Raw genomic sequence first — 18,254 nt, forward strand, 5'->3', positions numbered from 1 at the left:
CGCGCGGCAGCAGGTAGCGTTCGTCGCCGGCCATCATGCCCTCGCGCTGCTTGAGTCGCCGTTCGCGGCGGTCGTCGGCCGCGGCGCGCTTCTCCTCGCGCGTCATCGTCGACTTGAGTTCCTTCTTACGGGCCCGCGCTTCGGCCCTCGTGGTGGGCGCGGGTGTCACCGGACCACGTTTGCGTCCCTGCGCCTGGCGGCGGCTCGGGGTGGGTCTGCCCTTGCCGGGCGTATAGGCACTGCCTTTGCCGGAGCCCGTCGTCTCCTCCGCGACGGGCGACTCCTCCTCGGTGGCCGGTGAAGGGGCGTCGACGTCCTTTTTCCATGGCAGTTTCACGGCTTCGAGAGTAGGGGATTCCGTCATGCCGATGCGCGCGGACCTCCCTATACTCCGCGTATGACGCAGCCCATGACCGTGCTCGTGGCGCCCGATTCGTTCGGGGACACGCTCACCGCCGTCGCAGCGGCCGACTGTATCGCCGCCGGCTGGCTGTCGGCCCGCAGTGACGACACCGTGCTGCTGGCCCCGCAGTCCGACGGCGGTCCCGGATTCGTGGACGTGCTCGCCTCCCGGCTGGGCATCGTCCACACCACCAGGGTGTCCGGGCCGCTCGGGGCCGCGGTCGACGCCCGGTGGCTGCTGGACACCGGCACCGATGGCGCGACGGCCTACCTGGAGTGCGCCCAGTGCTGCGGGCTGCACCAACTCGGCGGCGCACCGACCCCACGTACCGCACTGGCCGCCGACAGTTCCGGGCTCGGTCAGCTGATCGTGGCCGCGCTCGCTGCGGGTGCGAGCCGGCTGGTCGTGGGGCTCGGCGGCAGTTCCACCAGCGACGGCGGTGCCGGGCTGATCGGCGCGCTGGGCGGTCCCGACGCCGCACGCGAGCTGTTGTCCGAGGTCGAGATCGTGGTGGCTTCCGACGTGGAAAACCCGCTGCTCGGCCCGCTCGGCGCGGCATCGGTGTTCGGACCGCAGAAGGGCGCCGACCACGGGACCGTCGCCGCGATCGAGGAGCGGATGCGGCAATGGGCACAGGTGCTCACCGCGCTGGCCGGCCGCGACGTGGCCGACCTGCCCGGGGCGGGCGCCGCAGGAGGACTCGGTGCGGCGCTGCTGGCGCTGGGCGGCCATCGGGTGTCCGGGGCGACGGTCGTCGCCGAAGCCACCGGACAGGCCGAGGTGGTCGCCGCCGCCGACCTCGTGATCACGGGGGAGGGCAAGTTCGACGCGCAGACGCTGCGGGGAAAAGTGGTCTCCGCGCTCACCTCGGCGGCCATCGGCTGCGGAGTGCCGGCCATCGTATTCGCCGGCCAGGTCGCGCTGCCCCCGGACGAGATCGCCGATGCCGGTATCTCCGGTGCGTACGCGATCGTCGACCGGGCCGGATCGGTCGAGCTCGCGATGTCGGATGCGGCCCGGCAGTTGACGGGGCTCGCCGCTGACGTCGCGGCCCGGTGGATCGGCTGACGCCGCCCGGTGGACCGGCAGACGCTGCAGGGCCGGACCCGCGGGAATAGCGGGGGACGGGGTACCGTTGACGACGAAGACCCCCGCTCGACATGCACGAGGAGCAGAGCACATGACCGTTGCCAACGAATCCGGCGCCGCCACGTCGACCGGCGTCATCCTGACCGAAGCAGCCGCGGGTAAGGCCAAGGCGCTGCTCGATCAGGAGGGCCGCGACGACCTGTCGCTGCGTATCGCCGTACAGCCGGGTGGTTGTGCGGGACTGCGCTACCAGCTGTTTTTCGATGATCGCTCGATGGACGGCGACCTGACCGCCGACTTCGGCGGCGTCACCCTGTCCGTCGACCGGATGAGCGCGCCGTACGTCCAGGGCGCCACCATCGACTTCGTCGACACCATCGAGAAGCAGGGTTTCACCATTGACAACCCCAACGCGACGGGCAGCTGCGCCTGCGGCGACTCGTTCAACTGAAGTTTTGGCCACCGGCCGCACCCCTTCCGAGCAGGGGTGCGGCCGGTTGTGCGTTGCCGACCGGTGGCGTGGGACCTTGTGACGAGAGAACGTAGCGCGCAAGCCCGGTCCTTCAGTGCAGGGTCAGCGCATCAACGCCCTGCATGGTGCCGGGTACGGGCAGCGTGATCGATCGCCGGCCCGGTCAGCGTGACGGGTGTGCGGAATAGTTGTCGGGTCGTTGTCAACCACAGCACGTGAGGTCGATGGTATGTTCGAGTGGTGCAGTTGCGTTACCGGTACCGCATCTATCCGACGCCCGGCCAGCAGAACAGGCTGGCTCAGGCGTTCGGGTGTGCGCGGGTGGTGTTCAACGACTGCCTGCGAGCCCGGCAGGTCGCGCACGAGTCGGGAGTGAAGCTCTCCGACACCGACGTGCAGAAGTTGGTGGTCACCGAAGCGAAGAAAACCCCGCAGCGGGTGTGGTTGGGCGATGTCGCGTCGGTGGTGCTGGTGCAGGTGTGCCAGGACGCGCGCCGGGCATACCGGAACTGGTTCGATTCGATGAGTGGGAAGCGGAAGGGTCGCAAGATCGGTGCGCCCAGGTTTCGGTCCCGCAAGGACACTCGGCAGTCGATTCGGCTCACCCGCAATGGATTCAGTGTTCGGTCCAACCGGAAGCTGTATGTCGCCAAGGTGGGCGAGCTGACAGTGGCGTGGTCACGGGAGCTTCCAGCCGTCCCGTCGTCGGTCACGGTCATCAAGGATTCGGCGGGCCGCTATTTTGCGTCGTTCGTGGTGGAGACGAACGACGAAGCGTTGCCTCCGATAGCCGACGAGGTGGGTATCGACCTGGGGCTGTCGAGTTTTGCTGTCCTCTCGGACGGTCGGGTGATCGGTGCTCCGAAGTTTCTGCGTCGGGCAGAGCGCAAGCTCCGCAAGGCGCAGCAGGACCTGTCGCGCAAGCAGAAGGGCAGCAGCAACCGGGCCAAAGCACGCCTACGGGTAGCCAAGGCTCATGCCAGAGTGGCCGACTCACGACGAGACTGGGCGCACAAGGAGTCGACGACGATTGTCCGCGAGAACCAAGCGGTGTTCGTCGAGGATTTGTGCGTCACAGGCTTGGCGCGGACTCGTCTGGCGAAGTCGGTGCACGATGCGGGCTGGTCGCAGTTCGTGGGGATGCTCGAATACAAGGCCGAACGGTATGGCCGGGTGTTCGGCAAAGTGGACCGCTTCTTTCCGTCGAGCCAACTGTGCTCGGCGTGTAGGGTGCAGGACGGCCCGAAACCGCTCTCGATTCGGGAGTGGACATGCACGGCGTGCGGGGCGGTTCACGACCGCGACCTCAACGCCGCCAAGAACATCCACGCCGCAGGACGTGCGGAGTGGCTAAACGCCTGCGGAGGGGCTGTCAGTCTTTCCGCCTAGCGGAAAGTGAGCCTCAATGAAACAGGAACCCACCGAGACACCGCGTAGCGGTGTGGCAGGAATCCCGGCCGCTCAAGGCTGGGAGGACGTCAATATCGTCGTATGCGGGTCCATCGCGACCGACCACCTGATGACCTTTCCCGGCAAGTTCTCCGAGCAGTTGCTGCGTGATCAGCTCGAACACATCTCGCTGAGCTTCCTCGTTGATGACCTCGTCGTCCGGCGCGGCGGCGTGGGCGGCAACATCGCCTACGCGATGGGGCAGCTCGGCGGTACCCCGACGCTCGTCGGCGCGGTCGGCCCCGACTTCGCCGACTACCGGCGGTGGCTGGAAGGAAGCGGCGTCGACTGCGGTTCGGTGCGCGTCTCCGACACCCGGCACACCGCACGATTCACCTGCACCACCGACCAGGCGATGGCGCAACTGGCTACCTTCTATCCCGGTGCGATGAGCGAGGCACGTGAGATCTCGCTGCGCGAAATCTTCGCCGAGAACGGCACCCCCGAACTGGTGCTGATCGGCGCCGACGACCCCGATGCGATGCTGCGGCACACCCGCGAATGCCGGGAGGCCGGGGTGCCGTTCGCTGCCGACCCGTCGCAGCAGCTCGCCCGGCTCGACGGCGACCAGGCCCGCGAACTCATCGACGGTGCCACCTACCTGTTCACCAATGAATACGAGTGGGGCCTGCTGCGGCAGAAGACCGGCCTGTCCGAGGCCCAGGTCGCGGCGATGGTCGGCACCCGAATCACGACCCTGGGCGGCAAGGGCGTCGACATCGTCGACGGTGAGAGCATCCACGTCGACGTCGTTCCCGAGACCGCGAAGGTCGATCCGACCGGCGTCGGCGACGGCTTCCGTGCCGGATTCCTGCACGGTATCAGCAACGGACTGTCGTTCGAACGGGCCGCGCAGCTCGGTTCTATGGTTGCCGTGCTGGTCCTCGAAGCGGTCTCGACGCAGGACTGGTCGTGGGACCGCGACTCTGCGCTGATCCGCATCAAGGGTGCCTACGGTGAGGATGCGGCCGGCGAGATCGGCGCCGTCCTGTAGTTCTTCCGATCCAGTTCGATCCACGCACAGGGCCGCCCGTCTACGTACGACGGGCGGCCCTGTGCGTGGCCGGGAGGACGGCTACAGGCGAACCGGATAGTCGTGATCGGTGATCGCCGGCACCAGCGTCTTCTCGACGAAGATGGCGTGCCACACCATGAAGATCAGGATCGTCCACAGCCGGCGGCTGTTGTCGACGACCCCGTCGCGGTGCTCATTGAGCATCGCCACGACCACACTCTTGTCGAAGATGTGGTCGGTCTGCGATGCGGCGATCGTCTCGTGGGCCCAGTCATACATCTCGGTTCCGGCCAGCCAGTGCCGGATCGGCACCGGGAATCCGAGCTTGCGCCGGTGCAGCACATGCGGCGGAACAATCTGCTCCAGCGCCTTGCGCAGCGCGTACTTGGTGGTGCCGTGCGCGATCTTCTCGTCGAAGGGGAGGGTTTCGGCGATCTTGTACACCTCGGAGTCGAGGAACGGCACTCGCAGCTCCAGCGAATTGGCCATGGTGATCTTGTCGGCCTTCACCAGGATGTCGCCGCGCAACCAGGTGAACAGGTCGATGTGCTGCATCCGGGCCACCGGATCCCAGCCGCGTGACTGTGCGTAGATCGGCGCGGTCACATCGGTGTGCGTCCACTCGGGCCGGTAGTCGCGCAGGACGGCCCGCAGACGGGCGTCGTCGAAGCTGCGGGCGTTGCCGTAATAGCGTTCTTCCAAGGAGAGCGAACCGCGATGCAGCAGGCTCTTGCCGCGGGTGCCCTCCGGGATACGGTCGGAGGCCTTGCCGGCCAGCCGGCGCAGTGAGGCGGGCAGCTTGTCGAAGGTGCTCAGCGACAGCGGCTCCTTGTAGATGGTGTACCCGCCGAACAACTCGTCGGCGCCCTCACCCGAGAGCACCACCTTGACGTGCTTGCGGGCCTCCTTGGCCACGAAATACAGGGGTACCAGCGCCGGGTCGGCCACCGGATCATCGAGATACCAGACGATCTCCGGGATCGACGCGATGAACTCGTCGGGTCCGACGACCTTGATCACATGCCGGGCGCCGATGGCCTCCGCGGATTCGGCCGCGACGTCGACCTCCGAATAGCCCTCTCGCTGGAAACCGGTGGTGAACGTGATCAGATCCGGATTGTGCTGGATGGCCAGCGCGGCGATTGCCGTTGAGTCGATACCGCCGGACAGGAACGATCCGACGGTCACGTCGGCGCGCATGTGTTTGGCGACCGAGTCGCGCAGCGCCTGCGCGATGTCGTCGTAACGCTGCTGCCGGGTCGCGTCGGTCACCGGACGTACCGCGAACTGCGGCGCGAAGTAGCGTCGCGCCGAAGGCGGAGAACCCGGCTTGAGGGTCGCGTAGGTACCCGATTCCAGCCTGCGGATCGAACGGTGCAGGGACTCGGGCTCGGGAACGTACTGCAGCACCGTGTAGTGCTCGATGGCCCGCGGATCGAGATCGTCGCCGAGTCCGATCCGGCCGATCAGCTCCAGCAGGCTCTTCTTCTCGCTGCCGAACGCGGTGCCCCCGGGTCCGGTCGCGATGAACAGCGGCTTGATGCCGAACGGGTCGCGGGCGATGAACAGCGAGTTGTCGGCGGTGTCCCAGATCGCGAACGCGAACATCCCGCGCAGCCGGCGCACCGAATCCGGCCCCCAGTGATGGAACGCCGCGACGATCGCCTCGCCGTCGCCCTCGGTGCGGAATACCGCGCCCTCGTCGCGGGCCAGCTCGGCGCGCAGCTCGAGATAGTTGTAGATCTCGCCGTTGAAGACCATTGCGTAGCGGTCCGGGTTGTCCGCTGGTCCCCAGCGCAGCGGCTGATGCGAAGTCTCGATGTCGATGATCGACAGCCGGTTGAAACCGAGGACGATGTGCTCGTCATGCCAGGTGCCCGGCTCGTCGGGGCCACGGTGACGCATGCAGTGCGTGGCCGATGCCACGAGGTCGACCGCGTCCGCGGCGGTGCCGTCGGAGGTCAGAAGGCCGAGCAGTCCACACATTCAGGCAGTTCCTCACGTCACGTCGAGTATCGGGAGATCGGGGGCGCCCGGTCGTACCCGACCGGAAGTTCCGACGGGTCGAGTATGCCGCAGACGACGCCGAACAGGTGTGTCGGCCACTGGCCCTGGTGTCGCCGGACACCCTCCCGGACCCCTCCCACACCGGGCGAACCAAGCAACCGGGCCCCGGGCCCTCCCCGTCTCACCTGCGCGGATCAACAACTCACGCGCCATACCCGCCCCAATCACGAAAGGTTCGCCGGGTTGGTCTACGCTGCGTAGTACTAGGTGCGAGAATTGTGGTGTGCCGAGAGCCCAAAACTCGGCGCAGCGTGATGTGTACGCACCTCGCGGGTCATGTGGCACGGCGACTCGGACAGCTGGAAAATGCTTCCCGAGCGAGCAGGAAGGCGTGAAATTGGCACACGGTGGACGGCCCCGAGCGAGGCATGTCTCATCTGCAGGTCGAAATGCGAAGCGACTGGGTTCGGCGTTCGCGCTGGGCCTCGGCGCCCTGCTGCTGTCGGGGTGCGATGCCCGCGACGCGATGCGTTTCGGCTGGCCGGAGGGAGTGACTTCCGAGGCAAAAGACATGGAAGCGCTGTGGACCTGGTCGGTGATCGCCGCTCTGGTCGTCGGTCTCCTCGTCTGGATCGCGATCTTCTGGACCATCACTTTCCACCGGCACAAAGACGGTGAGGACGAGTTCCCCAGGCAGTTCGGCTACAACGTGCCGCTGGAACTGGGCCTGACGGCCACCCCGTTCGTGCTCATCGCGATCCTGTTCTACTTCACCGTCGTGGTGCAGAACGACGTGGAGAAGAAGGAAGACAACCCGGCGGTCGTCGTCGATGTCACCGCGTTCCAGTGGAACTGGAAGTTCGGCTACAACCAGGTCACGCTGGCCAACGGTGAGAAGCTCGACCTGCTCGACCGCAAGGGCAACCCCGACGAGATCAAGAAGGGTGCCTCGGGCGGCGTGAACAAGACCCCGTTCGACGTCCAGGTCCCCGAGAAGCTCGAACACGACGGGCACAAGACCGATGAGGACAAGCCCGGTCCCGCCGGCGGACGCGATGACGATATCCGTGACTACCTGAACTTCGACAAGATCGAGACGGTCGGTTCGTCGACGGAGATCCCCATCCTGGTGCTGCCGGTCGGTGAACGCATCGAGTTCGACATCAAGTCCGCCGACGTCGTTCATTCGTTCTGGGTTCCGCAGTTCCTGTTCAAGCGCGACGTGATGCCGTTCCCCAAGCAGAACCATTCCGACAGCCGCTTCCAGGTATCCAAGATCGAGCGTGAAGGCGCGTTCGTCGGCCGTTGCGCGGAAATGTGCGGCACGTTCCACTCGATGATGAACTTCGAAGTGCGTGCGGTGAGCCGGCAGACCTTTGACAGCTATATCCAGGCACGGATCAAGAACCCCGACTGGACCACCGGCCAGGCACTCGAGTCCGTATGCCAGCAGCCCACATCGGTCACGACGGTGCCGTTCGAAACCCGGCGCAAGACCAACGGTGACACTCCCAAGGATCTCGGCGACGCGGACAACACCACGATCGCCAACTGCACGATCGGAGCCAACGGATGAAAATCGAAGCCCGGATCTTTGAGCTCCTGACCGCGTTCTTCTTCATCGGAGGCGTCGTCTACACGATCTGCACCCACTTCTCCAGCAGGGGCGTCGAGTGGGCCGGTGTGACCGCAATGTTCTTCAGTGGTGGCCTGACATTGCTGGCGGGCACCTACTTCCGGTTCGTCGCACGCCGTGTCGAGATCCGTCCCGAGGACTACGAGGACGCAGAGATCGAGGATGGCGCCGGTGAGCTGGGCTTCTTCAGCCCGCACAGCTGGTGGCCGATCTCCGTTGCCGCCGGCGCGGCGCTCTTCGCGGGCGGCTTCGCCACCGGGAACCTGTGGTTCGCCATCTTCTCGGCACTCGTGATCATCGGGACCGCCGCGGGCATGGTGTTCGAATACCACGTGGGCCCAGAGAAGCACTGACACGCGTTTCCTGCCGCATAATTGAACAACCCTGTAAACCGTCTAAACCGTCCCAGAATCTATCTGGGGCGGTTTACGGCTCTTCAGGCACCCATAACGCACTACGACCGACCCCGATCCGCAGGCCTGCGGACGGGTGCAGAATTGCCTTCCGGGTTTGGAGAATGATGTTCACCGGGTGGTGGTTGAATTGGTGTATGACGCAGGACGCCCAGCAGACTCAGCCCGAACTCAGCCCGACCGATTGGGTGCGCAGGCAAACCGAGGAGATCCTCAAGGCCGGCACCACCGCCGCTGTGGACATCATCAACCGCCCTGTGGTGCTGTTCACCACGACAGGCGCCAGATCAGGCAAGAAGCGGTACGTGCCCCTCATGAGGGTCACGGACGGCGAGAAGTACGCCATGGTGGCCTCCAAGGGGGGAGCGTCGAGCCACCCGTCGTGGTACTTCAACGTCAAAGCGCATCCGCAGGTCACCGTGCAGGACGGTGAGAAGATCGTCGAGCTGACTGCACGTGAGCTGTCCGGAGACGAGCGGGCGCGCTGGTGGGACCTCGCGGTCAAAGCGTATCCGCCCTACGCCGAGTACCAGACCAAGACCGACCGGCTCATCCCGGTGTTCGTGCTCGAATAGCGACCGGCGCCGGTGGGGGGAGTACCGGTGGGGGAGGGAAGACATCAGCAAAGAAGAACCGGGAGCAAAGAAGAACCGGGGCGGTCCGATGATTCGGACCGCCCCGGTTCTTCTTGTTCTGACGAGGATCAGCTGAGGGGATTGCCACCCTTGGCCTGCAGTTCTTGCAGCGCCTTCTTCTCCTGGTGCTCGTTCTCGTGTTCGAGTTCGATGTTGCGCCGCTGCTCCTCGATCGGGTCCGGCGACAGGATTGAACCCGTGCCGGGGGCACCCGCGGAGCCGAGCTTGTTCATCCGCTTCGGCAGAGCCGCACCCTGGTAGGGGAGCGGGATCGGATGACCGTGGCTGTCGACCGGGCCGAGCGGCTGATGCAACTCGATGTACTCGCCCTTGGGGAGGCGGGTGATGATGCCGGTCTCGATGCCGTGGGCCAGGACCTCGCGGTCGCTGCGCTGCAGTGACAGGGCCCAGCGGTAGGCGATGAAGTACGCGATCGGCGGCACGACGATCAGGCCGATCCGGCCCATCCAGGTGGTCGCGTTGAGCGACACGTGGAACTTCAGGGCGATGATGTCGTTCATGCAGGACAGCGTGAGGATCGCATAGAACGACAGGGCCATCGCACCGATACCGGTACGCACCGGGACGTCACGCGGACGCTGCAAGAGGTTGTGATGTGCGGTGTCGCCGGTGAGCTTCGCCTCGATCCACGGGTAACCGAACAGACCGACGAACAGCACGCCGATCAGGGCGACCACCCAGAAGATCGCCGGGATCGTGTACGGCCCGAGATAGAGCTCCCAGGCCGGCATGAGTCGCGCCAGACCGTCCGTCCACATCATGTAGATATCCGGCTGGGAACCTGCCGACACATGCGCCGGGTTGTACGGGCCGATCGTCCAGACCGGGTTGATCTGGAAGACACCGGCCATGATCGCCAGAACACCGGTGACGATCGCGAACATCGCACCGCCCTTGGCGGCGAACACCGGGAGGATCCGGACACCGACGACGTTGGTCTCGGTGCGGCCGGGGCCGGGGAACTGGGTGTGCTTCTGGTACCAGACCAGCGCCAGATGCGCACCGATCAGCGCCAGGATGATGCCGGGGAACAGCAGGATGTGCAGCACGTACATGCGGGGGATGATGATGTCGCCCGGGAACTGGCCGCCGAACAGCGCCCAGTGGATCCACGTGCCCACCAGCGGAATACCCAGCACGATGCCGGACATGGCGGCGCGGACGCCGGTGCCCGACAGCAGGTCGTCGGGGAGCGAGTAACCGAAGAAGCCTTCGAACATCGCCAGCAGCAGCAGCACGCAGCCGATCACCCAGTTGGCCTCACGCGGGCGGCGGAACGCGCCGGTGAAGAAGATGCGGGCCATGTGGATGATGATCGACGCCGCGAACAGCAGGGCCGCCCAGTGGTGGACCTGCCGCACGAACAGACCGCCGCGCACCTCGAACGAAATGTCCAGGGTGGTCTCGTACGCCCGGGTCATAGTGACACCGTTGAGCGGGGTGTACGCGCCATCGTAGATCACGTGCGACATCGACGGGTCGAAGAACAGTGTCAGGTAGACACCCGAGATCAGCAGAATGACGAAGCTGTAGAGCGCGACCTCACCCAGCATGAACGACCAGTGCGACGGGAAGACCTTGTTGATCTGCCGACGGATTCCTGGCGCCATGTGGTAGCGCGCATCCATTTCAGAGGCCTGTACGGCCAGGCGGTTGCTCATGATCGACGCTCCCAGAAGGCCGGTCCGACAGGTTCGATGAAATCGCCCGCGGCGACCAGGTAACCCTGGTCGTTGACCGTCAGCGGCAGCTGGGCCAGGGCACGGGCGGCCGGTCCGAAGATCGGCTTGCCGTACTCCAGCGCGTTGAACTGCGACTGATGGCACGGGCAGAGAATGCGGTTGGTGCGCTGCTCATAGAGCGAGGTGGGGCAACCGAGGTGGCTGCAGACCTTCGTGTAGGCGAAGTAGTCGCCGTAGTTGAAGTTTTCCTGGCCCTTGCGCTTGATCACCTTGGCCGCGTCCGTGGGACGCAGGCGGATGAGCATGACCGGGTTGCTGACGTAGCGCAGACCTTCGAGCAGCTTGTGACGGGAATGCTCGGTCTCACCGAGTCCATCGGACACCCGCCACGGGAACACGGTCTCCATGCCTCCGGCGTCGAGATCCTCCGGGCGGACCAGGGTGACCTGGTACGGGTTGCCGGTGTCGCGGCGCAGGAAGACGGTCTCGTCCGGGTTCTCCGGCGGGTTGTAGATCGGCGACCAGTGGGTGTGCCACAGCTCTGACTTGTCACCCTTGGCCCACGGGTTCTTGATGAACCCGCCGAGGCCGGCGACGACTCCGGTCAGTGCCAGGGCGCCGAAGGCGAACAGGCCCGAACCGATGATCATCTTGCGACGGGGGAGCGTGGAGCTCTCCAGCGAGTCGCTCAGTCCGGCGACGATGGTCTTGCGGTCGACCTCCGACGATCCGGCACCCTCACCGTCGTGGCGGTCCTGGACCGAGATCTCCGACGGGATGAACTTCTTGGTGAACAGCACCACCGCGATGCCGATCGACAGTATCGACAGACCGAAGGTGATACCCAGCAGCGGAGTGTTGAGGGTGTAGCGCCAGTACTCATCTGAACCGGGGAGCGCGAACTCCCAGTGATTCCAGAGGAAGATCACGAAGCAGGCCAGGGCGGAGATACCCGAGACGGTCAGCCAGATCGCGACCTGACGTTCGGCGCGCTTCTCCACGCCGGTGCCGGGCTCGGGATAGCGCGCAGCCCGGTGGATGATCTCGACGCCGTCGAGATTGGTACCGAGTTTGACCAGCTCTTCCTTACTCATCTGGTCGAGCTCGTCCTGCGAGGGCAGGTCCTTGTCGTTTGATCCACTCATGAGCGCGATCCCATCCACATTGCGCCGGCCACGATCGCGACGACGCCGATGGCCCACATGACCATGCCTTCGCTCACCGGGCCGAACCCGCCGATGCCCAGGCCGCCCTGCTGCTTGGTCTCGGTGACGTACTTGATGAAGCCGATGATGTCTTTCTTGTCCTCGACCGACAGCTGACGGTTCGAGAACCGGGGCATGTTCTGCGGCCCGGTGAGCATCGCCGTGTACAGCTGCTGCTCGGAGACACCGTCGAGGGTCGGCGCGAACTTGCCCGAGGATAGGGCGCCGCCGCGGCCGGTGAAGTTATGGCACGAGGCGCAGTTCAGGCGGAACAGCTCGCTGCCCCTGCCGATGTTGTCGCCGCGCAGTGACTTCTGCGCGATGACGGGCAGCCCGGCCTCGTCCTTCTTGATGGTGCCGTCATCGTTGCGCTCGTAGATGACCTGCGGTCCGCCACCGTTGGACTGGATGTAGGCGCCGAGCTGGTCGATCTGGGCCTTGGTGAACTTGGCCGGCTTGCGCAGCGCCTGCGCCTCGCCGCGGGCCGCGGGCATGCGGCCCGAGGACACCTGGAAGTACACGGCGGCATCGCCGACGCCGACAAGTGACGGTCCGCGATCGCTCACACCCTGCAGGTTGGCGCCATGGCACGTGATGCAGGAGGTCTCATAGAGCTTCTTGCCGTCGGCGATGAGTGCGGCGCTGGACTCATCGGCGGTGGCCACCTGCGGTTTGGGTGACAACACCGCCGCGAGGAGGCCGGCGAGCACGAGCCCGGACAGCAGGAGGATTGTGCCGCTTGCGCGACGGCGAAGTTTACGACGGGACTTGGCTTTACGTGCCGCCGACGATGCGGATCCGGCATCGGTGGCCGGCGTGGCTGCGCCGACCCCTGCTGCGCCGAAGTCCACGTCGTCGCTATCCGACGGTCGCGGTGGAGATGAACTCATCAGTGACTCTCTACTTAAGCGGACGGACTGTTTTCTCTGTGTCCGGGTCGTCCTGACGGTGAAGGCTGCGCAGAGGACCCGGGCTGTAACTACCGGATGAAGTAAATGGTGACGAACAGGCCGATCCACACGATGTCGACGAAGTGCCAGTAGTACGACACGACGATCGCCGCGGTGGCCTGAGCCGGTGTGAACTTCGAAAGCTTGGTCCGGATCAGCAGGAAGATGAATGCAACCAGGCCGCCGATGACGTGCAGGCCGTGGAAGCCGGTGGCCATGTAGAACACCGAACCGTAGGCGCTCGAGGCGAGCGTGGTGCCGTGCTCGACGAGGTGGAAGTACTCGTAGCCCTGGCCGGCGACGAAGAAGGCGCCCATCGCGAAGGTGATGACGTACCAGCGGCGCAGGCCGAAGACGTCGCCGCGCTCGGCGGCGAACACACCCATCTGGCAGGTGATCGACGAGGCGACGAGGACGAGTGTCACCGGGACGGCGAGGGCGAGGTTGAGCTCGGTCGGCTCTGGCGGCCAGCCGGACGAGGAGTTGGCTCGCGCGACGAAGTACATCGCGAACAAGCCGGCGAAGAACATGAGCTCACTCGACAGCCACACGATAGTGCCGACACTGACCATGTTGGGTCGGTTCAGTGAGTGCACGCGCGAGGTGATGGCTGTCCCTTGGGTACCTACGGCGCTAGTCACAAGTGAAGTATGACGGTTCGTAGTAAGCCCTGACCACTCGGGTCGACAAATTGCCTCAACAAATTCTCCCTGCGCTGGTCCGGGGCGGTATTGAGGGGGTTGTCGGCGTGTCAGGGAGGGCGTGATTTGCTTCCTGGTATGAGCGAACCCGGTGGACGGCGGCGATCGTCGATGCGATGGGACCGGTTGCGGGCGTTTTTCACGCGCGGAGTGGGTGCCGACGGACCGTCCTCGGTCGATGACGACAGGATCGTCATCGTCGCCGAATCCGACGACGAGGCGGTGGCGAGTTCGATCGTGCTCGATTCGTCGCCATGGCGACCCGGACAGCCGGCGGTGCTGCGCCACTTCCTGAAGGTCGCCGACGACGGTGTCGAGGAGGTTGTGCGCATCGCCGGACTCAACGACTATCAGGTCGATATCGGTGCGGCCGGACTTGCGGGGGCCGGCGAACAGGACGGGACGGGAGTGCTCACGCTGGCGAAGCTCGCGGTGTTCACGACGGTGGATGTGTCGCGGGAACGTTCGCGTATCGCCAGTCTGGCCTCGCGGCAGCGCGGAACGGTCCTGGGCTGGCAGGTACTGCAGCTTCCCGAGTGAACCGGCGTGCCGGACTGCCCGTCGGTGTCACCGAGCGCCCGGTCGTGGTCCTACTGCCGTCCGTGGTGGACGCCCACTAGGGTGGACAATTGTGAGCGAGACAACCCATACCTGGCCGCAGATCCTCGGCCGCGTCACCGACGGCATCGACCTGACGGCCGACGAGGCCGCTTGGGCGATGAACGAGATCATGACCGATTCGGCCACCGGCGCGCAGATCGCCGCCTTCGGCGTCGGAGTCAAGATGAAGGGTGCGGCGGCCGCGGAACTGAGCGGACTCGCCTCGGCGATGCTCTCGCACGCGAGCCTGGTCGATGTGCCGGGGCGGGCCGTCGACGTCGTCGGGACCGGCGGAGATCGTTCGCACACCGTCAATATCTCCACGATGACCTCCGTCGTGGTGGCCGCCGCCGGTATCCCGGTGGTCAAACACGGTAACCGCGCGGCGTCGTCGAAGAGTGGTGGCGCCGACGTCCTCGAAGCGCTCGGCGTCACCATCTCGCTGGGGCCGGACGCCGTCGCACGATGCGTGGCCGAGGTGGGCGTCGGTTTCTGCTTCGCGCCGGTGTTCCACCCCGCGTTCCGGTTCACCGGACCGCCCCGCAAGGAAATCGGCATTCCCACTGTCTTCAATGTGCTGGGACCGCTGACCAACCCGGCCGCCCCGGCCGCCGGACTGATCGGCTGCGCCTTCGCCGATCTGGCGCCCGTCCTGGCGCGCACCTTCGCCGAGCGGGGAACGTCGGCGCTCGTCGTCCGCGGCGACGACGGACTCGACGAGCTGACCACGACCACCACCTCGCACGTGTGGCAGGTGGTCGGCGGCACGGTCACCGAACTGTCCCTGGACCCACGGGCACTGGACATCGCCACGGTGGAGCTGTCTGCTTTGCAGGGTGGCGACGCACAGGTGAACGCCCGTATTGCGCGGGAACTGTTCGACGGGCGGACCGGGCCGGTGCGCGACGCGGTGCTGCTCAACGCCGCGGGCGCGATCGTCGCGTTCGAGCAGACAGAACCGTTCACGGAGGAAACCTTCGCCGGGGCCCTGGCCGACGCTCGGGACCGGGCCGCCGTGGTCGTCGATTCCGGAGCCTCGCGGGACGTGCTCGATCGCTGGGTGGCGTTGAGCACCGAACTGGGCGCGGCGAAGAACTGAAGAATTAGGGTTGCGAGCATGATCACCGCCATCGTCCTCATCTCCGCCGACGTTCACCGGATCCCGGAAACCGCGCAGGCGGTCGCCGACATCCCCGGGGTGAGTGAGGTGTACTCGTGTGCAGGAGACGTCGATCTCATCGCCAAGATCAAGGTGCGCGATCACGAACAGATCGCCGAGGTGGTCACTGGGAAGATCAACCGGCTGCCCGGGGTGACCCGCAGCGCCACCCACATCGCCTTCCGTAGCTATTCCAGTTCGGAGGTCGAGGGCGGGTTCTCGATCGGCGAGGAATAGCCCTCTCCGTGCCGCACGGGCCGGTGATTGTCGTACCTGTGTTCTAGTGTTCGTCTCGTTCGGCAGGTATCCGACTGGTGAATCGGGGCACCGGCGGAGTGAATGAGACGGAGATTACATATGCTGATCGAATGCAGCGGGTGCCCAGGGCGCCCGGCCGCTTGCGACGGGTGCATGGTGCAGGTACTTTTTTCGGCCCCGAGCAGCGTCGATGGCAGTGCCGAAGGTGAAGCCCAGGTAACAGCTGGGGCGCCCACGGCCGACCGTGAGATCTCGGCGGCCATCGAAGTCTTCGCACTTGCCGCGATGGTGACGAATTCGACCGCCCGAACGGCAAGAGGGGCCATTGTGCCTGTTCAGCGCGCTGCTTCGGCCCACTTTCCCAAAACCCTGCGCGCCGGCTGATCGGTGCTGTAGAAATTTGTTCGGTCGACCAGTGGACAGAAGGCCATTTCATTTCGTAACCTTTCTGAGACCTTGACGGAGCGTCGTAACTCCAACCGGAGTGGTCCGTGAAGGTCACCGCTTAGTCATCCAGCTGGATGAACCGGGGACCCACCGGCTTCGGACCTTCGCTCGCGAAGGACCGAATTGGGGTGAATCGTCACCGTCCACCCGGACGTGGCGTAGGGCAATTTCTTCCGCCCGAACCCGACAGCTAACTCGGTAGGCGGTTCAGGGAGAAGTAGAAGGAGAACGTTCTTCGTGGCCAAACATCGTTTGGAACAGCCCGCACGGACCGGCAAGCTCGCCAAGTCTGCGCTCATTGCCGGATCGCTGTCGATCGGATCGCTCGGTGTCGCCGCAGGTGCTGCCGAGGCAGCCCCGGTAACCATCCCGAACGTCGGCACCTTCGAGATTCCGGGAATCAGCCAGAAGCAGATCCCGAAGGAACTGCGGCAGTTGCCGTCCAAGATCACGCCGAAGAGTCACGGCAGGATCACGCCGCCGCGCGTCAACCCGGGCACAGTGCTGGCCCCGCGCCAGTCGACCGGCGAGAAGGCCGTCCGGTACGCCGCGACCAAGATCGGTTCGCCGTACTCTTACGGCGCCGCCGGACCGAACGCATTCGACTGCTCCGGCCTGGTCTACTGGTCCTACCAGCAGGCCGGCAAGATCATTCCGCGCGACAGCTACGGACAGCTCGGCGGCGGTCAGGCCGTCAACTACTCCGACGCCAAGCCTGGCGACGTCCTGATCTTCAACGGTGGCGGCCATGCCGGCATCTATGAGGGCAACGGAATCTTCATCCACTCATCGACCTATGGAGTGCCTGTACAGCGCGCCCAGGTCAACGCGTGGAACCTGGTGGGCGTCCGTCGCTACTGACGTAGTGCCGTAACGTGTGACGGGCGGGTCGCATCGGTGATGTGTGACCCGCCCGCATCCCGTCAATGAGGACAGTCGCGCGAGGAGTATGGCGATAGTGGCATCGGAGGGCGCACGACCGACGTCGGCCGTGCGCTGTGAACAGCTTGATGTGAAGCACCGCTGTGAACAGCTTGGTGTGAAGTACACAGTGGGGTCCATGGTCCGGCCGTTCCTGCTGCCGTTGCGACTGGTCGTATGGGCCACCGCGCTGGCGCTGGTTGCCGCGACGATGGCGGCGGTCGCGAGCCCAGGGCACGCCGAACCCACCGCATCGGCCGATCAGCTGTTGGTCCGGTACAAGAAACTCGCACGCGAGTCCGAGCAGTCTGCCGAAGCGATGCACAACGCGCAGATCGAGTACGACAAGCAGACTGCGATCGCCCGGCAGGCGCGCACCGAATCCCGTAAGGCCGACGCCGACCGGACTCGTGTCGATCGTGATCTGGCGCGCTACCAGCGTGCGGTCAACGTGCTGGCCCGTGCGAGTGCCAAAGGAGCACGTGTCAACCGCCTGTACGCGGTACTCGTCAGCGATTCCCCTCAGTCGCTCCTCGACCAGATGTCGGGCCTGGAGGTCCTCTCGCGCCAGACCGCGGCCAACCTGCGCGGGCTGACCAAGGCCAAGCGCGAGGCCATCGCGATCAAGACCACCGCCGACCGCAAAGCGGCAGACGCGGACCGCGCCATCACCACCGTCGCCAAGACGAGGCGTCAGCTGCAATCCAAGCAGAACGCGCTGCAGTTGCAGGCGATTCAGGTGCGCACGATCTACGAGACGATGACCGGCAAACAACTCGCCGCCCTGCGCGGTCCCCGGTTCACCTTCGATCCGCGCCAGCTGCCCACCGGGGCCGCATACACGCTGGCCGCGGTCCAGGCGGCGCTCACCCGCATCGGTGATCCCTACGTGTGGGGAGCGACGGGCCCCGACTCGTTCGACTGCTCGGGTCTGATGGTGTGGGCATATAGGCAGGTCGGTAAGACCCTGCCACGCTCGAGCCAGGCCCAGCTCTCCGGCGGCACTCCTGTCGACCGGTCGCAGCTGCAACCGGGTGACCTGATCATCTACTATGCCGATGCCTCACATGTGGGAATGTACGTCGGTAACGGCCTCGTGATCCACGCCTCGACCTTCGGGATTCCGGTCAAGGTCGTGCCCGTCGATGATGCGGGACCGTACAACTCCGCGCGCCGGTACTGAACGCCCAT

General features: G+C 65.5%; 18 protein-coding genes and 1 riboswitch. Of the genes, 12 read left to right on the forward strand and 6 right to left on the reverse strand.

Features of this window, described 5'->3' with window-relative positions; translation table 11 throughout:
* The coding region (locus KDB67_RS04500) for a DUF3043 domain-containing protein (protein WP_291012908.1) at positions 1 to 337 on the reverse strand (337 nt) is incomplete at its 3' end.
* A 72-nt stretch (positions 338 to 409) separates the two neighbouring features.
* Here KDB67_RS04500 and KDB67_RS04505 point away from each other — a divergent pair.
* The 4 genes from KDB67_RS04505 to KDB67_RS04520 all read left to right on the forward strand — a co-directional run bounded on the left by KDB67_RS04505 (position 410) and on the right by KDB67_RS04520 (position 4,407).
* A complete protein-coding gene (locus KDB67_RS04505; protein WP_291013018.1) occupies positions 410 to 1,471 on the forward strand; it encodes a glycerate kinase in 1,062 nt (353 codons plus the stop codon).
* Between the two features lie 112 nt (positions 1,472 to 1,583).
* The gene (locus KDB67_RS04510) at positions 1,584 to 1,943 is read left to right on the forward strand and encodes an iron-sulfur cluster assembly accessory protein (protein ID WP_291012909.1); all 360 of its coding nucleotides are present in this window, start codon (positions 1,584 to 1,586) and stop codon (positions 1,941 to 1,943) included.
* A 258-nt stretch (positions 1,944 to 2,201) separates the two neighbouring features.
* Positions 2,202 to 3,353 carry an RNA-guided endonuclease TnpB family protein gene (locus KDB67_RS04515; protein ID WP_291012910.1) on the forward strand — a complete coding sequence of 384 codons (1,152 nt, stop codon included), beginning with the start codon at positions 2,202 to 2,204 and terminating at the stop codon, positions 3,351 to 3,353.
* Positions 3,354 to 3,483: 130 nt separating this feature from the next.
* Complete coding sequence (locus KDB67_RS04520; RefSeq protein WP_291013020.1) at positions 3,484 to 4,407, forward strand: carbohydrate kinase family protein; 924 nt, start codon at positions 3,484 to 3,486, stop codon at positions 4,405 to 4,407.
* An 81-nt stretch (positions 4,408 to 4,488) separates the two neighbouring features.
* On the opposite strand, the gene asnB is transcribed toward KDB67_RS04520, so the two are convergent.
* Complete coding sequence (gene asnB, locus KDB67_RS04525) at positions 4,489 to 6,414, reverse strand: asparagine synthase (glutamine-hydrolyzing) (RefSeq protein ID WP_291012912.1); 1,926 nt, start codon at positions 6,412 to 6,414, stop codon at positions 4,489 to 4,491.
* 412 nt (positions 6,415 to 6,826) lie between these two features.
* On the opposite strand from asnB, the gene KDB67_RS04530 reads away from it, so the two are divergent.
* The 3 genes from KDB67_RS04530 (at position 6,827) to KDB67_RS04540 (ending at position 9,059) form a co-directional block, all read left to right on the forward strand.
* Positions 6,827 to 8,011 (forward strand): cytochrome c oxidase subunit II, encoded by a 1,185-nt coding sequence (locus tag KDB67_RS04530; RefSeq protein WP_324388513.1) that lies wholly within the window; start codon positions 6,827 to 6,829, stop codon positions 8,009 to 8,011.
* A complete protein-coding gene (locus KDB67_RS04535; RefSeq protein WP_291012914.1) occupies positions 8,008 to 8,424 on the forward strand; it encodes a cytochrome c oxidase subunit 4 in 417 nt (138 codons plus the stop codon). The genes KDB67_RS04530 and KDB67_RS04535 overlap by 4 nt, the downstream gene beginning before the upstream one ends.
* A 197-nt stretch (positions 8,425 to 8,621) precedes the next feature.
* Positions 8,622 to 9,059 (forward strand): nitroreductase family deazaflavin-dependent oxidoreductase, encoded by a 438-nt coding sequence (locus KDB67_RS04540; RefSeq protein ID WP_291012916.1) that lies wholly within the window; start codon positions 8,622 to 8,624, stop codon positions 9,057 to 9,059.
* Positions 9,060 to 9,187: 128 nt separating this feature from the next.
* Here KDB67_RS04540 and KDB67_RS04545 read toward each other — a convergent pair whose 3' ends face one another.
* The 4 genes from KDB67_RS04545 to KDB67_RS04560 all read right to left on the reverse strand — a co-directional run bounded on the left by KDB67_RS04545 (position 9,188) and on the right by KDB67_RS04560 (position 13,618).
* Positions 9,188 to 10,801, reverse strand: a complete 1,614-nt coding sequence (locus KDB67_RS04545) for a cytochrome bc complex cytochrome b subunit (protein ID WP_291012918.1) — start codon at positions 10,799 to 10,801, stop codon at positions 9,188 to 9,190.
* Entirely contained in the window at positions 10,798 to 11,967 is a 1,170-nt protein-coding gene (locus tag KDB67_RS04550) for a ubiquinol-cytochrome c reductase iron-sulfur subunit (protein ID WP_291012919.1), read from the reverse strand. The genes KDB67_RS04545 and KDB67_RS04550 overlap by 4 nt, the downstream gene beginning before the upstream one ends.
* The gene (locus KDB67_RS04555) at positions 11,964 to 12,917 is read right to left on the reverse strand and encodes a cytochrome c (RefSeq protein ID WP_291012921.1); all 954 of its coding nucleotides are present in this window, start codon (positions 12,915 to 12,917) and stop codon (positions 11,964 to 11,966) included. Before KDB67_RS04555 ends, KDB67_RS04550 begins: the two co-directional genes overlap by 4 nt.
* 89 nt (positions 12,918 to 13,006) lie before the next feature.
* A complete protein-coding gene (locus KDB67_RS04560) occupies positions 13,007 to 13,618 on the reverse strand; it encodes a heme-copper oxidase subunit III (protein ID WP_291012923.1) in 612 nt (203 codons plus the stop codon).
* Positions 13,619 to 13,756: 138 nt separating this feature from the next.
* Between KDB67_RS04560 and KDB67_RS04565 the strand changes: the two genes are divergently transcribed.
* The 5 genes from KDB67_RS04565 to KDB67_RS04585 all read left to right on the forward strand — a co-directional run bounded on the left by KDB67_RS04565 (position 13,757) and on the right by KDB67_RS04585 (position 18,246).
* Positions 13,757 to 14,218, forward strand: coding sequence for a hypothetical protein (locus KDB67_RS04565; RefSeq protein ID WP_291012925.1), 462 nt, complete (start codon positions 13,757 to 13,759; stop codon positions 14,216 to 14,218).
* A 91-nt stretch (positions 14,219 to 14,309) separates the two neighbouring features.
* Positions 14,310 to 15,377: an anthranilate phosphoribosyltransferase gene (trpD, locus tag KDB67_RS04570; RefSeq protein ID WP_291012927.1), complete on the forward strand. Its 1,068-nt coding sequence runs from the start codon at positions 14,310 to 14,312 to the stop codon at positions 15,375 to 15,377.
* Positions 15,378 to 15,395: 18 nt separating this feature from the next.
* Positions 15,396 to 15,674 carry an Lrp/AsnC ligand binding domain-containing protein gene (locus KDB67_RS04575; RefSeq protein WP_291012929.1) on the forward strand — a complete coding sequence of 93 codons (279 nt, stop codon included), beginning with the start codon at positions 15,396 to 15,398 and terminating at the stop codon, positions 15,672 to 15,674.
* Between the two features lie 513 nt (positions 15,675 to 16,187).
* Positions 16,188 to 16,362, forward strand: a riboswitch (cyclic di-AMP (ydaO/yuaA leader).
* A 17-nt stretch (positions 16,363 to 16,379) separates the two neighbouring features.
* Complete coding sequence (locus tag KDB67_RS04580; protein WP_291012931.1) at positions 16,380 to 17,003, forward strand: C40 family peptidase; 624 nt, start codon at positions 16,380 to 16,382, stop codon at positions 17,001 to 17,003.
* A 271-nt stretch (positions 17,004 to 17,274) separates the two neighbouring features.
* The gene (locus KDB67_RS04585) at positions 17,275 to 18,246 is read left to right on the forward strand and encodes an NlpC/P60 family protein (RefSeq protein ID WP_291013024.1); all 972 of its coding nucleotides are present in this window, start codon (positions 17,275 to 17,277) and stop codon (positions 18,244 to 18,246) included.
* Positions 18,247 to 18,254: the final 8 nt, after the last annotated feature.

The organism is Gordonia sp. (in: high G+C Gram-positive bacteria) (assembly GCF_020438995.1).
Classification (GTDB): Bacteria; Actinomycetota; Actinomycetes; order Mycobacteriales; family Mycobacteriaceae; genus Gordonia.

What these genes read in the sequence shown, in the direction of transcription:
- KDB67_RS04505 (WP_291013018.1), top strand. Translation starts at nt 410, where the DNA reads ATGACCGTGCTCGTGGCGCCCGATTCGTTCGGGGACACGCTCACCGCC.
- KDB67_RS04510 (WP_291012909.1), top strand. Translation starts at nt 1,584, where the DNA reads ATGACCGTTGCCAACGAATCCGGCGCCGCCACGTCGACCGGCGTCATC.
- KDB67_RS04520 (WP_291013020.1), top strand. Translation starts at nt 3,484, where the DNA reads ATGACCTTTCCCGGCAAGTTCTCCGAGCAGTTGCTGCGTGATCAGCTC.
- asnB (WP_291012912.1), bottom strand. Translation starts at nt 6,414, where the DNA reads ATGTGTGGACTGCTCGGCCTTCTGACCTCCGACGGCACCGCCGCGGAC.
- KDB67_RS04535 (WP_291012914.1), top strand. Translation starts at nt 8,008, where the DNA reads ATGAAAATCGAAGCCCGGATCTTTGAGCTCCTGACCGCGTTCTTCTTC.
- KDB67_RS04540 (WP_291012916.1), top strand. Translation starts at nt 8,622, where the DNA reads ATGACGCAGGACGCCCAGCAGACTCAGCCCGAACTCAGCCCGACCGAT.
- KDB67_RS04545 (WP_291012918.1), bottom strand. Translation starts at nt 10,801, where the DNA reads ATGAGCAACCGCCTGGCCGTACAGGCCTCTGAAATGGATGCGCGCTAC.
- KDB67_RS04550 (WP_291012919.1), bottom strand. Translation starts at nt 11,967, where the DNA reads ATGAGTGGATCAAACGACAAGGACCTGCCCTCGCAGGACGAGCTCGAC.
- KDB67_RS04555 (WP_291012921.1), bottom strand. Translation starts at nt 12,917, where the DNA reads ATGAGTTCATCTCCACCGCGACCGTCGGATAGCGACGACGTGGACTTC.
- KDB67_RS04565 (WP_291012925.1), top strand. Translation starts at nt 13,757, where the DNA reads ATGAGCGAACCCGGTGGACGGCGGCGATCGTCGATGCGATGGGACCGG.
- KDB67_RS04575 (WP_291012929.1), top strand. Translation starts at nt 15,396, where the DNA reads ATGATCACCGCCATCGTCCTCATCTCCGCCGACGTTCACCGGATCCCG.
- KDB67_RS04585 (WP_291013024.1), top strand. Translation starts at nt 17,275, where the DNA reads ATGGCGGCGGTCGCGAGCCCAGGGCACGCCGAACCCACCGCATCGGCC.